At 61.3% G+C, this 16745-nt stretch carries 16 protein-coding genes; 5 read left to right on the forward strand and 11 right to left on the reverse strand.

Annotated elements, in window-relative coordinates:
* Positions 1-17: 17 nt before the first annotated feature.
* From ASG20_RS19290 to ASG20_RS06385, 10 genes are all read right to left on the reverse strand, one after another.
* Positions 18-653, reverse strand: coding sequence for a hypothetical protein (locus ASG20_RS19290; protein WP_156364046.1), 636 nt, complete (start codon positions 651-653; stop codon positions 18-20).
* A gap of 30 nt (positions 654-683) precedes the next feature.
* On the reverse strand, positions 684-1970 hold the full coding sequence (locus ASG20_RS06345; protein ID WP_156364047.1) for a hypothetical protein: 1287 nt from the start codon (positions 1968-1970) through the stop codon (positions 684-686).
* On the reverse strand, positions 1967-3235 hold the full coding sequence (locus ASG20_RS06350) for a hypothetical protein (protein ID WP_056049889.1): 1269 nt from the start codon (positions 3233-3235) through the stop codon (positions 1967-1969). Before ASG20_RS06350 ends, ASG20_RS06345 begins: the two co-directional genes overlap by 4 nt.
* A 43-nt stretch (positions 3236-3278) precedes the next feature.
* Positions 3279-4133: an OmpA family protein gene (locus tag ASG20_RS06355; RefSeq protein ID WP_056049892.1), complete on the reverse strand. Its 855-nt coding sequence runs from the start codon at positions 4131-4133 to the stop codon at positions 3279-3281.
* 1355 nt (positions 4134-5488) lie between these two features.
* On the reverse strand, positions 5489-6196 hold the full coding sequence (locus ASG20_RS06360; RefSeq protein ID WP_056049895.1) for a class I SAM-dependent methyltransferase: 708 nt from the start codon (positions 6194-6196) through the stop codon (positions 5489-5491).
* Positions 6196-7164, reverse strand: a complete 969-nt coding sequence (locus ASG20_RS19615) for a hypothetical protein (protein ID WP_056049898.1) — start codon at positions 7162-7164, stop codon at positions 6196-6198. Before ASG20_RS19615 ends, ASG20_RS06360 begins: the two co-directional genes overlap by 1 nt.
* A complete protein-coding gene (locus ASG20_RS06370; protein WP_056049902.1) occupies positions 7149-7619 on the reverse strand; it encodes a MauE/DoxX family redox-associated membrane protein in 471 nt (156 codons plus the stop codon). Before ASG20_RS06370 ends, ASG20_RS19615 begins: the two co-directional genes overlap by 16 nt.
* Positions 7620-7631: 12 nt before the next feature.
* Positions 7632-8294 (reverse strand): hypothetical protein, encoded by a 663-nt coding sequence (locus tag ASG20_RS19295; RefSeq protein ID WP_056049906.1) that lies wholly within the window; start codon positions 8292-8294, stop codon positions 7632-7634.
* 23 nt (positions 8295-8317) lie between these two features.
* On the reverse strand, positions 8318-8923 hold the full coding sequence (locus ASG20_RS06380) for a hypothetical protein (RefSeq protein ID WP_056049909.1): 606 nt from the start codon (positions 8921-8923) through the stop codon (positions 8318-8320).
* Between the two features lie 487 nt (positions 8924-9410).
* On the reverse strand, positions 9411-9965 hold the full coding sequence (locus tag ASG20_RS06385; protein WP_156364051.1) for a hypothetical protein: 555 nt from the start codon (positions 9963-9965) through the stop codon (positions 9411-9413).
* A gap of 507 nt (positions 9966-10472) precedes the next feature.
* On the opposite strand from ASG20_RS06385, the gene ASG20_RS06390 reads away from it, so the two are divergent.
* The 3 genes from ASG20_RS06390 to ASG20_RS06400 are packed head-to-tail and all read left to right on the forward strand — an operon-like array spanning position 10473 to position 13715.
* Positions 10473-11438, forward strand: coding sequence for an Acg family FMN-binding oxidoreductase (locus ASG20_RS06390; RefSeq protein WP_231420525.1), 966 nt, complete (start codon positions 10473-10475; stop codon positions 11436-11438).
* A 31-nt stretch (positions 11439-11469) separates the two neighbouring features.
* Complete coding sequence (locus ASG20_RS06395; protein ID WP_156364053.1) at positions 11470-12210, forward strand: DUF6920 family protein; 741 nt, start codon at positions 11470-11472, stop codon at positions 12208-12210.
* Positions 12207-13715, forward strand: coding sequence for an acetyl-CoA hydrolase/transferase family protein (locus ASG20_RS06400; protein WP_056049930.1), 1509 nt, complete (start codon positions 12207-12209; stop codon positions 13713-13715). Before ASG20_RS06395 ends, ASG20_RS06400 begins: the two co-directional genes overlap by 4 nt.
* 6 nt (positions 13716-13721) lie before the next feature.
* Here the strand turns inward: ASG20_RS06400 and hemN are convergent, their stop codons facing one another.
* Entirely contained in the window at positions 13722-15041 is a 1320-nt protein-coding gene (gene hemN / locus ASG20_RS06405; RefSeq protein WP_056050549.1) for an oxygen-independent coproporphyrinogen III oxidase, read from the reverse strand.
* A 132-nt stretch (positions 15042-15173) separates the two neighbouring features.
* Between hemN and ASG20_RS06410 the strand changes: the two genes are divergently transcribed.
* On the forward strand, positions 15174-15866 hold the full coding sequence (locus ASG20_RS06410; RefSeq protein WP_056050551.1) for an OmpW/AlkL family protein: 693 nt from the start codon (positions 15174-15176) through the stop codon (positions 15864-15866).
* A gap of 59 nt (positions 15867-15925) precedes the next feature.
* Complete coding sequence (locus ASG20_RS18930) at positions 15926-16654, forward strand: sterol desaturase family protein (RefSeq protein WP_082470832.1); 729 nt, start codon at positions 15926-15928, stop codon at positions 16652-16654.
* Positions 16655-16745 lie beyond the last annotated feature (91 nt).

A 16745-nucleotide genomic window follows, 5' to 3' on the forward strand; every position in this document is an offset into this window, starting at 1 on the left:
GACCTCCGCCATGCAGCTCACCCAGCCATCTTTTTCTTTCCGCTGTCTGCCATCTGCAACCCATAGGGCTTGTAATCGCCATCAGGAGTCCGGCAGACGTATTGAGTTGGCAGTGCTGCCCGCACGTCATTTGCACCTGCTAGAGATCCGCTGATGGGACGGCAATCCTGCCCTCCTCCGGCAAGAACAGGAGACTCCATCTTTGCTCCATCCAAAGACATGTATCGAACAGGCTGAAGACGTACGGAGTCAATGCTTTCACTTGCCCCCGCACGTCCCTCGAACGTCGTCGCACTCGTACCGTCATCGGCGGCGAAAGTAGTACGATACGTTGTATCTTGATAGTTCGCCGACGCGATTTGTGCCGCGATAATCTTGTCTGCCCTCTTAGCATTCGCGAGAATTATCGCGCAGACACCAACTCCCGCAGCGGCGCCAATTGCCGCCCCGGCAGCTACTCCGCCTTTACCGGTCGCCCTACCGACCAATGCGCCAAGCAACGCGCCACCCAGCACGGAGCCAATGCATTTGCCTTTTGCCTTCTCTACCTCGGTCTTTGCATACTTAATATTTCCGGCGTAGGCTATCCCGGAAACTACACTGGAGATCGGCAATGTCATAGCCAGCATAAGCGTCAGTGATTTATATTTCATTATATTCCCCCCTTTATCGTCTAAATTCGATTACTTGGCTATACCCGTAATCGCTATACCCTGACGCCCCTTGTCGGCGCCGATGTAGACGCTTTCGTCCGTGGACTCTCCGCTCAACTTGCCTCCTCTTATTTTAAAGACAAAGTTTCGCATGCCACCAAATGGCATCTCGTTTCCAAACTCCGGTTCACCCCCCGGCTGCGGGCTCCAAGCTTGCGCAAAACCGCCACGATCCGAACGAATCTCGCAGTCCTCGCCGGAGCAGGAGATACTACCAGTCATTGGAATGGCGAATGACGGAGTACCAAGAAGTGTCAGCCACGAGGCTGTGAGCTTGCCCTTGCCGTCGTCGCCAATGCGAATATCCGCAAGCTCGTCGCCCGACGGATACGCGGCCTTGGCGGAGAACCGCCATAGTCGCACTGGTGCTGGCGACGTGTTGCCGATCTTGCCTGAGCCGTACGAAAGCAGCCTCCCACCCTGCGCCAGCCAGTAGCTTTCGAAAAAGTCCTTCCCCGCAGCGCTTTTCCCGGCCGGGAGAACGACGTGGACGTCCACCTGTGGAAGGTCGCCAGCCGCCTTGCGTCCGGCTTCCAAACCGACCTTGCGAACGGCGGTAGCGTCGCCCGTGGGCAGCTCGAGGCCGCTCAAGTCGGAGACAAGCACAAGACGCTGTACGCGGTCATCGCCCTCGATCAGGCCCTTCGACGCACGCAGCCCTGCCAAGAACGGTGCTGCGTCGACGGGGCCGCTCTGCGCTCCAAAAGTTTCCGCGGCCAACGACCCGGCGGCAACCATACCCCCGATCAGTTGCGTACGGAAATTCGAGGCCTGCTCTTCGAGTTCGCGTGCCGTACCCGAGGAGAACATGCTGCCAATGCCGCCCTCCCTTTTTTGCGCATCCGCCATTTCCTGCGAAGACAAACCTGGAATACACCCCACGAATGTCGTCTGCGCTGCCGAACCATCCGCCGGCACGACTGCTATCGTGATCTGCTCGCGTGCGGCGCTGATACCGGCTGGGAGCGCCACAGCGGGGTCGGCAATCGACAGGATCAGGTCACGGAACCCCTTGTTGGTCTCCGCGAATCCAACAGCGTCAGCGGCCTTCTTCAACGACTTTGCGTCAACGAAGATCAGGGTCCGGCGTAGAGGCGCTTGCGCTCCCTTGAGATCGCACGCAGCCTCGGCTCGAATGGTCGAACCGCCTGTCTTCGCAGGTGCAGTGTTTGATCCACCGTCACATGCAGCAAGCAGCAAAGCGGCGATAGCGGCTGCACCGGTCAGCAGCGATCGGTGTGATGAGGCGACGATCACAGCTGCACGCTCCGGTAGAGATGGATGGAACGGGCTGCGAAGTCATTGGGCGTGATGGTTTCGACCATGGCGCCCGCGTGCCTCTCGCCAGCAGGACCGGTGAAACGGAAGTCAGGGTGTCGGTTGCAGATCCTGTCGACCAGATGGTTCTGGTATGCTCTCAGCAGGCCAACAACTTCGGCATCCTTGCTTGAGATCTGGCCCGCGTCATGCAGGATCGCCACGTTGTCGGGCTGCGAACGCATCTGATTGGACCTGCGGCTCAATTCCTCGGTACGACGCTTGTGGTTGCGATCGATATCCGCGAGCTTGGCGCCGAGCTGCTTGGCGTACAACGCCTCCATCTCCGCCTTGAGGCGCAGGTACTTCTCAGCCTTGTTCGCGTATTCCGGATTTTCGTCATGTTGCAGGTAAGTGAATGCAGCACCCACCGCAAAGACGATCAGGTTACCGGCAAGCAGACCCGCCGTCTGAGCGATGACGTTTGGCGGCGTCATGCCAAGCACCAGCGCTGCCTCGATCTGCGACAGGACAGTCGAGTAGCGAGCATAGCCCACGGCCATCATTGAGATCAACAGGAGCGCCATCGCGATAGCCATTAGCCTGATGCCCTTCGATCTTTGCTCGTCGTCATCGGGTCGCATGTAAAACTGGTAGGCCTTGAGGAACACGCCGGTCATGTACGATGAAACGGCCACCGCCAATGCGACCACGAGTGACAGTCCAGCCGCGATGGCCGGCACGCCCGACAGCTTGAAGAAGCTGCTGTAATTCATGAAGAACTCTGGAATCATGATAACTGCGGGAATGCCGTACACGAGGAGCTTGGACGGCACCTGAGCATCTCTGCCGCCAAGCTCGGTCCGGAGGCGAAGATATTCCGTCTCCGCGACATCCAACCGATCCAACCTGCCCCGCTGCTTCTCGTAGAAGGTTGCAGTCTCCTGCGCCTTCCGGACCGCACGATCACGACCGATCAAGTCACGCTCGAAGTCCTCGACGAAACCCTCGGCGCCCCCTTGAAGACGCACACGCTTGGCAGCGCCAAGCACGTGATTGAGCGCGTTCGCCCGCAATCTTGCGACATGGGTTGAAAGCCAGGCGTTCATCTCGGGTGTGAGATTGGCGCTCATCGCGCCGGACTGCCCATCACCCGTCAGACTGATGCCGCGGCCTTCGCTCTCACGCTCCGCCCGTCCAAAAAGGTCGGTGGCAAGCGGACCTGTCGTCGCAAGATCCAAATCTAGATACGTCTTAATCGGCACGTCTTCTCTTCCCCCATTTTAATCAACTCGTTCGTTTCGCGGATCAAAGATTGAGCTGCACCGGTGTGGCTCGCCTGAGAACGGGATCAATCCTGATCCTCCTCGAGCCCGTTGGCATGATACTGACCGCGCCGCCGCCATTCGGCCTAACCGCAGCTACCGCCGCTCCTGATGGAGCGATGCCACCGCGGCGTCCTCCGCTTGGAACCACGCTCCTCGCCCGTTCGCGCACCGGATCGATCCGCGTCCGCGGATGTCGGACGATTTCCACGGCTTCGTAGTTTCGTTTGAGTTCCAGCTTTGCCTTGCACCGCTCCGCCTCGCTCTTTGAACGAGCTTGGCACAGTTCCGAAAGCTGCTGATCGGCCATCCACACACCAACGGCTTCGGGTTTAGAGGCGAACAGAAACTCGATCCGGCGATTTTGATCGTAGGCGGTCTCATCGTCACCCAGCACAAGCGGCATGTCCTCGCCAAAGCCGATCCGCCAGATTGAGCTGTACGCGACGCCCTGCTCGAAGATCGCTTCCGCCAAGATGTTTGCACGGTCGATCGACAGTGCCTCGTTGTAGACGGCATCTCCTCGCTTATCCGCATGGCCCGCAACGAAGAGCGCTACGTCGGGCGGTTCACGCCTGAGGCTCTCCGCAACGATTGCTACCAGCGGTGCCGCTTCGGACCGTAGGCGACTCTGTGCAGTGTCGAAGAATACGTGATCCGGGAATACGACCCGCAACACCGGCACATCTACCCCGAACTCACCCGGCAAGCGGTCCGCCGGTACGACGCCCTCGTAAAACAAAGGCTGCTGGTTTGCTGGAAGAGCTGCAGAGAGTCTGACCAGGCGCTTAATTCGATCGCAATGCTCCATCCGCACGAAAGCCTGCCACGATTGCATGCCGCCGACGTTCGAAGACGCCCTCAAATCTCGGCAGTCAACGGGTACCGAACGTACTTGGGTCATCGCCTGAGACGATGCCAGTGATGGTGTGAGCAACAAGGGCGTTAGAATGCAGGCAATTGCACTAAGCAGACGCGGCTTTCCTCGGGCCAGATTTCTGGCCCCCGATTCAATAGCCTTCACTAATTTCCCCTTGTATGCGCCGAACCTGCTTCCTCACGATCGGATTGTCCAGCGCTACGTTCCATCTTCATCATATGACACCTCTACCCCAGAATATTCTGGCATACTGAATTTCTCATTTGATTAGCTCGGCAGCATGACGGCAATATCTTTAAGAGACGCAATATTCTATCTTTAAAATGCTAAAGCTTTGAGCTTGTATAGAAAAAAAGGTTCATTACCGATGCAATCAAAAGAACTTGGCTCATAATCATATTTGCCGACGCGACGGACCATTCGTTTTACAGGGTAAGATGACGATCCATGCTTCGGCCAAGGCGATGGAGGCCTCTCAATCTGTGACGATATGCTGCCATGGGTTGAGCCACGCTAGGATACGCTCAACTACCCAGCACCGCCGTAAAAGGACGAAAACCACCAGGTCCGGTCGGTGCAGAGCTCTGCCTGGATTGCGGACCTGCGTAACTTGCCAGCGCGGCCGCGACCGGCCTCTTGCTGCGACCTTCAATTGGCGGGGCAGTAAGGACAGTCAGCTACGCTAACCATCGCCGCGTCGTCGCACAACTCGGCTTACCAGACCCAAATGCAGCCAATTAGACCTGTTGGACCGGCTCCCAGTTTTGGACGCTCGTGAGTGCGCCAAGTTCGGATGGCTAAACAACCACATAGAGGGAGCGGAAACGGCGACAAGTGGGACATTCCTCCATTCCCTATCGACGTGTGGAACGGCAGGTCTTGTCGGAGGCTGACATCTAGAGTTTGTTCGACCGGCATCGCAGGGCGACATAAATTGGCCGATTGTTGAACGGCGGATCCGGGCTGAGAACCAAAGCAAAGGCGACATTCTTCGCTCGGTAGCCGCCGCCGGTTGATGTGCCGGCGAATATGGGGTGGGAAGGCGAATGTCAGTTCCGCCGCGAGGCCGCGGCTCGATCGCAAATGGTCCCCTCTGTTGGCTTTCCGCCGGACAATCCGCCCTTTCGTGCGCCGGAACATGTGGAAGATTTCAGTGCCTCGCCTTGGAGCGCGTACACGAACATCGTCCGTCCAAAGCTGAAAAGCTCGATCATGCCGTTTCGAGCGCGTCGGTGCGGATCCAGTTCTCAGAAGTAACTGCCATGACGCTGTGCTTCCCGATCAGGCCAATCCCAGCAAGGAGTATCGTGCAATCATCCAGATGAGTATGGCGGTGCGGGCCCGCGACACTCTCGCCGGCGATATGCCACCAGATGCTGCATGAAGCAGCCATCGTCATGCACGCGCACGCCGTAGAAGTGCCCTTCTAGAAGCGCCTCGAAATAGCGCAGCGGCGGACTAATCATGCGATGAAGGCCGCCGGAGTCGCGATAAGTCCATTGGTTCGATTGCGCAGTACGGCGAGCACGAAATCCGGTTTTTCCGGCGAAGCGGGAGCGGTTGAACGTCTCGATCGCCTCAATCGGCAGCACTTCAATGTAGATCGACCCGTCAGGTTTCAGGGCCGCGACCGCCTTGGTAAGGAGCGCGACGATCTGCGACCAGTCCGCCAAATAGCAATAGGCACCCCAGAAAACGGTGATCAGATCGAACGCGTCAGACGCCGGCGCAAAGGTGCGCAGATCTTCGCAGACGAAGGTTGCATGGGGCGCGGCTATGCGCGCCTTGGCTAGCTGCGATGCGCTTGCATCCACACCGGTCATCTGCGCCCGACCGGTCAGATGGGCGAAATGCCAGGCCTGCCCGCAGGCTAAATCGAGCCAACGGGTCTGCGGGCCGCGATCCAGCAAGAATTCTAGGATTGCTCGATTGGCCGCGTGCTTGGCTGGCCAAGGATCAATATAGAGCGAGGCATAGGTATCGGAGTAACCCCACGAATAAATCTCGCTGACTGCCGTCACTACTGACCGTCCACAGATGCATGGGCGCCATAGCAGACGGGTTTGAAATAGATATAGGGGCTGTTTCCTCCGGTACGCACCCTGACTCCTATAAACGCGATCTCGGCTGTCTTGGCAGCAGCAATCTGCGCAACGTCGTCCGCAAATCCGGAGGATATCGTGCATAACTGACCAAGGGCGGCGAGACACCCTTGCACATCCAGCCCGAGGCAATGGTTGCAAAGATCAAGCTTACTACCGCGCTCTTTACCCATGACTGCAAATGTGCTGCAAAAGGTCAATGCCCCCGCCGAAGCGCAACTTAGTGCTCCCGTAAGGCTGGCGGGCTGCCACACCGGCAGAGCAAAACCAATCTCGCGCGGGATGCTCCGCGTGCCGCGGCGCGGCTTCCAATAGATGTTGACCGCGAGATTGTCGGTTCGCGATCCTTGCATGCTGTAGGCCTGCACCGCGCAGAACGAGTGAATGGCGGTGATGGCCGGACGATGCTGTTCGATCCTCGCCTCCGCGATAAGCTGCTCACCCTGTTCCCCGGGGCTGCAGCCGCGCGCTGTGACATAGATGCCCGCTCCTGCGTGGCACAGATCAGCGGCTAACCAGATATCGCCGCTGCGACGTTCGCACGCCTTCTCGAAAGAGGGCGAGAACGCGGCCATGAACCAGCGGCAGCGAGCGGCCGCGCGCGGGCTGCACCGGCCGTGCAGCTGCGCAAAGGCGGCAAGATTTGCACCGCTGCGGTCGGTCTCATCGCGACCCAGACGAAACGGATCGACGATCAGCCGCACGCTACGATGTGTATCGCCCGCATCGGCGATGGCGATCTGGAACGGGGTGCCATCATTGTTAAGGGTGGAGTGCCACAGACTCGGATCATCATCCGGCCTGACTTGCTGGAAAAGCGCATGCGCGCCGCGGGCCGCAGGCACCGTGGCTTCGATATCGCGCAGCAAGTTCAGGTGATCGCCCATGTCGCGCTCCCGTTCTTGTCCAGGTGGATAAAGAACAGCATCCCGGTCAGGGCCGCGAGACCCAGATTGCGCGATGCCACGGCAATACCCGATGTGTGGCTGGCGAGCAGCGGGCTGCACTGGCACAGGAAGGGCCGCTTCAGCAGTGAGAGGCGCAGCGACATCGCGGCAAACAGCACCAGCAGCACAATCGCTCCTCCGGCCCCGATCCGGGTACCTACCGAGCTCCACGCGGTAAGAAAAATCCCCCCGACCACGATCTCAGTCGTCAATAGACCGACGCTCACCCAGTGCACCAGAAGTGGATGGTGCAACCCGTGATGGCGCACCATCCGCTCGAGGCTTGATCGCCGCAGCGCCTTGGAGACGCCTGCGCTCAGGAAGATCATGCCGATGAGGACTTTCATCCCGACCGCTAGCCACCACACGCTATGGGACACCAAGCCGTCACGCATGATCGGCCTACGTCAGGGAATCTGCACAAGGATAGCCGACCCGAGCGACCCGTTCGCTCCATTGGCGCCTGTATTGCCAGGGGCTCCCGGATTGCCCTGAGCAGCCGAGTTGCCGTTGCCTCCGCGCCGGCCACCTTGCCCAGGTGATCCGCCGGCACCGCCTGCGCCGCTGGTGCCGCCTTGGCCGCCGCCCATCACCGCCGTATAGCTGGGAGTCGGAACGCCGATCTGGTATCGGATCACGACAGTGCCACCGTTTCCGCCGTTGCCGCCGTTGCCGCCGCGCCCACCAGTGGCGCCATCCCCGCCTCGGCCGCCGTTCTCGTCAGATTCGCATCCCTGGCCGTTACCGCCGTTGCCGCCGCTGCCACCGGCTCCACCCGGGCCGCCTAAGCCGCCGTTGCCGCCCGCTCCCCCCGAACCTTCGACACTGAACCCGGTCAGAAATTCGGAAACGGAGACGGTCAAGGAACCGCCGTCCTGTCCGGCAAAGCCGTTGGTCCCGTTCGACCCGGGCGAGCCGTTGTTGGCCGGGCCACCAGCCGTGCCCGAATCATCGCCATCCCAGTGGCACGCGGCATCCTGGCCTTGTCCACCCGAGCCGCCCTGCTGGCCGCCCGTGCCGTTGGTTCCGTTGGCACCTGGGGTGCCGTTAAGGAAGATATTAAAAGACATCACAATCTCCTGAATTCGGTGGCTCAGAGTCCCTTGAAGCTAGCTGCGTGCACGGTCGAATGGGTGCCGGATTTGAACTTGATGCGCCCGGATTTCTGAACAGTGATGTGATTGGCGAACAGCGCCGCGGACTGTACGTTGAGCGTCGAGCCCTTACCCACGAAGATGTCGTTGAACAGGAAGATGCTAATCTTGATGCCGATGTCCTTAATCCACTTATCAATCGCTTCGATCTGCCTCTGATCGATACGCCTGCTGTCGCCGAAGACATATTCGGCGCTGATGTCGTAGAAGCGTTTGGTGGTCTGGACGTCCTGTGCTGCGGCTCCGGTAAGCACCAGCGGCGGAATGCGCCGCGACAAGGGCAGGCGATCGTCCAGCGCGAAGCGGGTTGGTATCTGAGGCCTTGTCTGGAAGTCCGTTTTTTCCACAGCTTCGTCAGGAATGCCCATCGCCCGCTTGACGTCCTTGATCGAGTTAAAAGTCATGCGTTCGATATGGCCCTGGAAACGGTCGTTGCGCGGGTCGAGATCTATCGATTTCCCGTCCTCGACATGAATATCTTCGAGACTCCTGTCATGAGTGAGGCCGATAGACTTTAGTCGTTCGACGATGGACGATTCTGGCATGACTCATATCCTCCGATGAAAGTGCAACTATTTTCCCTCACTCGACGCATACCCACAAACGAAATACCACTAATCCAGCGCCTATACGGCAACTTTTTCTGCCTTAATGAAAATGTAATTCTTTCTTCCATCACTATCTCGAGTTTCTAAGAAATAGAAATAGTGAGAAGTTTAGAATTCGATTCGTTTACAACGTTAGTTGTGTCATCGATAAAATCTAGAGTCAATTATTATCAATACAATTGAACTTGTCAAAATTTGAAATTAATCCCGAATTGATAGTCAATCTGACTTATGACGAAATGATCACTTTAATCTCGATTATTTACATAGCTCATAATAGATCAAGACAAATAATCGACATTCTAGAACCTGTCGGGAAATACGAAAATGGACTTGGAGCGCTGCACGGCACTGGCTAGCAGTGGTCGACGCAAGGTATCCGGCGCTCTGATGGGGCCTGGCCACCGCTTTCGATAAACGTGAGCTACCGGCCTAATGTGTGGGATTGGGGCGCAAATTTGACGGACTGCTTCGGCGCAGAAATTCGGCATCTTTGGCAAGACCGGACATTCATTATAGTGGACGTGAAAAACTGGCTCTGGTCGAGAGCTGCCCCACCCTCGAACGTCTCCGGATACAGGTAACGGGCGTGGCGGCCATCGGCCCAAGGCAGGCTCAACAGGCGGGCGTGGCTTGCCGACGGATTCCAGGATCCGTCGCGGATGTGATGCCGGATGAACGCATCGAGCGCCGACTGCCCGAAATAAGCGCGATATTCCTCCGCCAAGCGCAGCGGATCCCATGGCGCCATCTCCTCCCTTCCCGGATATAGATCGTGCGTCATCGCGTCCGCCAGATCCTTCCAGAGCGGCGGTGGTGGCGTGTCCGGGCTGGTCAGGATAGCTTCGCGGCTGAAGCCCGCGCCGATCAGAACCGCGGCGCCCCGCAGGCCGGCGGATTTCCAGAGCGAGCGGGCCAGCGGCTGGAGCGCCGGATAGTCGGCGATTGATGCGAGGTCGGAGGCCTTCGGTTGAGCCATGCGCCATGCGCCATGCGCCATGCGCCATGCGCCAAAGACTGCTCATTCCGGCCGCGAAAGGAAAGCAACCTTTTTAGTCCGTTTGGCGATATCAGGACTTCAGCTGACGCGTCCCGCGACTGGTGGTCAGCTAGATTGGGCTGCGCTTCCTACTGTATCCGAGGATCGGGGAACGCCAAGCGCCGCCAGAGCCGACCGTCGCAGCGAACGATCCGGCAGCCCGCCTCTAGAAGCCGACACCCGGCGCCAGGCAGCATCGGAAAATACGCAAAGGCCGACGCGTCTACGTAATTCTCACCGGTTCTCGGTCGTTATGGAAAGTAGCAGGATGCCTCATCGGGAGCGTCGATGCGTCCGTGATATTGGGGACTGACGGTGAATCGACGGCAAGTGCTGATTGGTGCGGGAGCGACCGCCCTGGTTGGCGGCGAGGTGGCCTATCTTCTGGATAAAGAAGCGAACGCTTCGTCGAATTACGCGGCTCGAGCGACCGCCCTACGCGCGCCATTGGCCGATATACCGTCTGCTCATGATCTCATTCGCTATGCGACGCTCGCGCCGAACGGCCACAATACCCAGCCTTGGCGGTTTCGGATCGGCGAACGGCAGATCGACATCATGCCCGACTTTTCGCGACGGACCTTGGTCGTCGATCCGGACAACCACCATCTGTTCGTCAGCCTCGGCGCAGCGGCAGAGACCCTGTCGCTGGCGTCGGCGGCCTGCGGTATGCCCGCTACCATCGCCTTCGATCCGCGGAACCAGGGGTCGGTCGCGGTCCACTTCGAGACGGCACGCCCGGCCCCTTCCCCGCTGTTCGACGCGATAACCCGGCGTCAATCGACCCGTACCGAATATGACGGTCGGGCTGTTCCCGTGAGATACCTCGACGCGCTGGTGAAAGCCGCGACCGTCCCCGGTGTCGATTTCGTCCTGCTCACCGATCGGCATCGGATCGATCGCCTGAGGGACCTCGTGCTCGCCGGCAACACACTGCAAAGGACCGACCCCGCCTTCGTATGCGAGCTGAAATCATGGCTTCGGTTTAATCCGAGAGCGGCGACGCGGGCTGGCGATGGGCTCTACAGCGTCGCGAGCGGCAATCCTGCGCTACCCGACTGGCTTGGGCCTCATGCGTTCGACTGGATCTCGACGGCGCGATCGGAAAATCAGGCCTATGCCGCCCAGTTGCGATCATCGGCGGGGGTGGCCGTGTTCGCGGGGGCGGGAGAAACCGCCGCGCACTGGTTTGCGGTAGGGCGTGCGTGCCAGCGCTTTGCGCTTCAGGCGACTGCGCTCGGATTGAAGCACGCCTTCATCAACCAGCCGGTCGAGGTCCCCTCGCTCCGTCCGGATCTGGCGGCGCTGATCGGTACACCCGGCAGGCGCCCGGATATCGTGATGCGGTTCGGCTACGGCCCGACGCTGCCGTGGTCGTTGCGGCGATCGGTGGATGCGGTGATCGTACCTTGAAGGCGGCGATCGCTGTAACGAAGGCTCGCGCATGAGCAGGGCTGGAACCTTGCCGACCGCCGTCGTCGATCTCGCCGTGCGGCTGGGCGTGCAGCCCGCGGCGCATCCACCCTGCGTCAGCCTGACGCAGGCCGGGCATATGAAACGAACGCTCGAGTCCGACTCCTGGATGGCGTTCAAGGCCTCGCAAACCATCGCGACGGACCGTTGCGCGTTCGACTGGCGCGCCAAGGTCGGGCCGTTCGGGCTGATCTCCGGACGCGACGCGCTGGAGGATGGCGACGGGCGGTTCGACATCACCGCGCTCGGCGTCATCCCGCTCGCACGCGCGCAACATACGCCGGCGCTCGTGCGCGGCGAGTTGATGCGCTACCTCGCCGAGATCGCCTGGGCGCCGCACGCCATTCTCCACAATCCCGAACTGCGATGGCGGGTCGACGGCCCCGACTCACTGTCGGTCAGCGCGGGTGTTGGGGCGACGGCGTCAGAAGTGATCCTCGGCCTGGATAGCGACGGACGGATCGCAACCGCCTTCGCACCGGATCGTCCTCGATCGGCAACGCCTCCGATACTGCCTACCCCGTGGCATGGTCGGTTCTCCGACTATCGACTTGTCGATACGATCTGGGTCCCGACGGTGGCCGAAGTCGCATGGAGCCTCCCCGCCAAGGATGTTGCCTATTGGCGATGCCGGGTGGCGAGCTGGAATGCGGACGGGGTCGAAACCGCCCGCGAACAATCGAAGCGCAACAGAATGACAGGACCCTCATGAGCCGAATTGCGAACGAACGCCTGCGCGACAGGATCATGAGCGCCGACGACGCCGCGGCGCTGATCACGTCGGGATCGACGGTCGGGCTGAGCGGGTTCACCGGCTCGGGCTATCCCAAGGCCGTGCCGATGGCGCTCGCCGCGCGGATCGAGGCGGAGCATGCCGCGGGCAACCCGTTCCGTATCCGCGTCTGGACCGGCGCGTCGACCGGCCCCGAACTCGACGGCGCGCTGGCCAAGGCCGACGGCATCGAATTCCGGCTGCCGTACAATTCCGATCCGATCGCGCGCGAGAAGATCAACCGCGGCGAGATGGAGTATTTCGACATGCACCTGAGCCAAGTCGCGCCGATGGCGTGGCAGGGCTTTCTCGGGCCGCTCGATACCGCGGTGGTCGAGGTGTCGGGCATCCGCGCCGACGGGTCGCTGATCCCGTCCTCGTCGGTCGGCAACAACAAGACCTGGCTCGATCGCGCCGACCAGATCATCCTCGAGGTCAATCGCTGGCAGAACCCCGCGCTGGAGGGGATGCACGACATCTACTACGGCACCGCGCTGCCGCCACACCGCGTACCGATCCCTTTGGTACGACCCGACGACCGGATCGGCGACGCCTATTTCAGGGTGGACCCCGCGAAAATCGTGGCAATCGTCGAGACCGAAGCCCCCGACCGCAACCTGCCGTTCGCCGCGCCCGATGCATCGGCTCACGCGATCGCGGGCCACCTAATCGAGTTCTTCCGCCACGAAGTCGCCCGCGGTCGCCTGCCCGCATCGCTGCTGCCGTTGCAGTCCGGTGTTGGCAACATCGCCAACGCAGTGCTGACTGGCCTCGTTGTCGGACCGTTCGACGACATGACTTCCTATACAGAGGTCATCCAGGACGGGATGCTCGACCTGCTCGATTCCGGCAAGCTGCGGATGGCGTCGGCAACCGCGTTCTCGCTCAGTCCCGAGGCGGCCGCGCGATTGAATGCGGACATGGGTGCCTATCGCGACCGTATGATCCTGCGCCCGCAGGAAATCAGCAACCATCCCGAACTGATCCGGCGGCTAGGCTGCCTGGCGATGAACGGGCTGATCGAGGCGGATATCTACGGCAACGTCAATTCAACGCACATTATGGGATCGCGGATACAGAACGGCATCGGCGGGTCGGGCGATTTCGCGCGCAACGCCTATGTCTCGATCTTCATGACGCCGTCGACCGCAAAGAACGGCAACATCTCCGCGATCGTGCCGCAGGCGAGCCATGTCGATCACATCAGCCAGGACGTGCAGGTGCTTGTCACCGAACAAGGCCTCGCCGACCTGCGCGGGCTGAGCCCCAAGCAACGTGCGCAGGTCATCATCGAGAACTGCGCGCATCCCGATTACCGCCCGGCGCTGGCGGATTACTATCGGCGCGCGCGCGAAGGCTCATATGGACAGCAGACACCGACGCTGCCGGGCGAGGCGCTGTCATGGCACCAGCGGTTCATCGATACCGGCACGATGAGGATGTGAGCCGCCTTAGACGGCAGTGCTGAACTGCCGTGTACCGGGGGATCTGTAGGCGTCGACCGTAACGGCGATCGAACGGGCATAAGGGCGGGCGCCAGCTGAAAGCTTGAGCGTCGCGCCCTCCCAGCGCACCAAGCCTCTGTGTTCGAAGGGGGCGAGGCGGTCGCGCACCAAGGCCGTCTCCGGTATTCCGGACAGGTCGGCTACGCCTCGCGTCAGGATCGCCTCGATCGCCCGGCCCCGCACGCGATCCTCAGCGGTGAGGCGAAGTCCCCGGACCGTGGCGAACCGGCCCGCCGAAAGCGCAATGTGATAGCGGCCGGTGTTCTTCTCGTTCTGAAGCAGGGAGCCCGGAAACTCGCTGATCGCGCTCGCGCCCAGTGCGATCAGCGTGACCGCGGGGTCTTCGGTGAAACCCTGGAAATTGCGACGTAATCTGCCGTTCCCGCTGGCTTGGGCGAGCGCATCGCCGGGCTTCGCAAAATGATCGAAGCCGATCGCGGTGTATCCCGCCGCTGTCAGCGTCTCGTGCGTCAGCGCGGCTTGAGCGAACCAAGCCTTCGCATGCGGAAGTGCGGTCGTATCGATCCGTCGCTGGCGGGGGATCATGTTCGGTACGTGCGCATAGCCGAACACCGCGAGCCGATCGGGCTCCATCGTCAGGCTCTCGACCAGCGTTGCTTCCAGCGCAGCTTCAGATTGGTTCGGCAGGCCGTACATCAGGTCGAAGTTGATCGAGCCGACGTCTGCCCGACGGAGCAGGGCCATCACCCGGTGAATTTCGTCAGTCGGTTGCACGCGCCCGATTGCGGCCTGGATTGCCGGATCGAGCGTCTGGACGCCGAGGCTGACGCGCGTCACGCGGTGCGCGGCGAGCATCGCGGCCCACTCCGCGGTGAACCCGCGCGGGTCGATCTCGACCGACACGACCGGATCGTCGCAGCGGAAGCTGGTCACGATGCGCTCCATGAGCCGCGCGAACTGTGCCGGGGCGACCGCGTTCGGGCTACCACCGCCAAATGCGATCCGGCCGATCTTCGCATGTCCGACGCGCTCGGCGAACAGCGCGATCTCGTCCTCTAGCCGCTCCAGATACGCGTCGAGCCGGGCGCTGCGATTGGCCGCGCCGGTGTTGCACCCGCAATACCAGCAGATCTGCCGGCAATAGGGGATGTGCACGTAGAGCGAGACGGTTTCACCCTTGGAGATTCCCGCCAGCGCGGCGTGCATGTCCGCGGGGCCGACGGCGTCGGTGAACTCCGCGGCGGTCGGATAGCTGGTGTAACGCGGCACCGGCACCGCGAGCAGTTCTGGATGATAGATCCACATGACCGCCAGATGGGCGGCGGTCGGCGTGACGTCTTTGACCGCGGTCAACCCGATCCTTGTCCGCGATCAACGCCCGCGCCGCGCCGCGCGCGTAGCTCGACAGCATTGGATTGCAGGAGCCGGACCATGAACGTGTCGATCAAGAGCCTCGCCATCGGTGCGGCATGTGCGGGTATGGCCGTGGCCGCCCCTGCCCTGGCGCAGACCGACGCGGCCCCGCGCCAGGGCATTGCCGCCGGCGACGTGCTGCTGCGCATACGGACGATCCTGGTCGCGCCGAACGAGAAGTCCGGCAGCGTCCTGCCCGCGTTTCCCGGCGAGCATGTCAGCGTTAACGACAGCTTCATGCCCGAGGTCGACGTGACCTACATGGCGACCGATCACATCGGCTTCGAGCTGATCGCGTCGACCACCAAGCATCACGCCGACGGCCGTACCGGCACGACCGGCTCGATCGGCAAGCTCGCCTCGACCTGGGTCTTGCCCCCGACGCTGACCGCGCAATATCACTTGAACCCGACCGGCAAGGTCCGCCCCTATGTCGGTACCGGTGTGAATTACACGATCTTCTGGAACGAGAAGGCGTCGGACGGTCTCGTCGCAGCCGTGGGACCGACCGACGTCCGCATGAAGGACACCTTCGGATGGGCGGCACAGGCGGGCGTCGACATCGACATCACGCCAAAAATATTCCTCAACCTCGACGTCAAATACATTGACATCGATACGACCGCCCGGCTGCGGACGACGGCGGCCGGCACGCAGCGGGTCGCGATAAGCCTCGATCCGCTGGTGTTCGGCATCGGACTCGGCATTCGGCTGTGACGACCGAAGGGCCTGAGCGAGCGGACCCATTCTGGCGGCGCTCGCATCACCTCGACCGGATGACGTTGCGCGAATTGGCGGTCGCGTATCTCCAGCATCACGCCATCCTGGCTTATATGGCCCTGATCGCAGTATCGGTCGGCGTTTTCGCTTGGCGCCCGGCAGACGTGGTGCCGACCGTCGCGACGATCGCACTGGTCATGCTCGCCTATCCGCTGATCTGGTACGTGCTACACCGCTGGGTGCTGCACTCGCAGTGGATGTTCAAGACGCCGCTGCTCGCGGGCGTCTGGAAGCGGATCCATTACGATCATCACCGCGACCCCAATCATCTCGAGGTGCTGTTCGGCGCGCTTTACACGACGCTGCCAACGCTGATGCTGGTCGCCGCGGTGCCGGGTTGGGTGATCGACGGGCTCGGCGGAGCGGCGGCGGGGTTCGCGACCGGGCTGCTGTGCACCTGCGTCTACGAGTTCTTCCACTGCATCCAGCACCTCTCGTACAAGCCGCGGGTCAAGTGGCTGGCGATGATGAACGCACGTCACATGGAGCATCATTTCTACGACGAGACGGGCAATTTCGGGATCACGAACTTCGCGTGGGACCGCGTGTTCGGGACGCTCTATCGCCGGATCGAACGGCCGGCGAAGAGCCCGACTGTCTTCAATCTCGGCTATACCGACGCGGTTGCGGTACGGTATCCGTGGGTAGCGCGACAATCGAGTTCGACGCCGGCGCGACCGCGAGTTGCCTATCGCACAACGCGACCATCGCCGGACGGTGGCTGACCATGACCAGCCCCTGCCCGGTTCTAGCGAGCCGGGCGGACAGGCGTTCGGCGACACGGCGTTCGGTGTCGGCGTCGAGCCCTTCGGTCGG

This window comes from Sphingomonas sp. Leaf198 (assembly GCF_001424005.1).
Taxonomy (GTDB): Bacteria; Pseudomonadota; Alphaproteobacteria; order Sphingomonadales; family Sphingomonadaceae; genus Sphingomonas.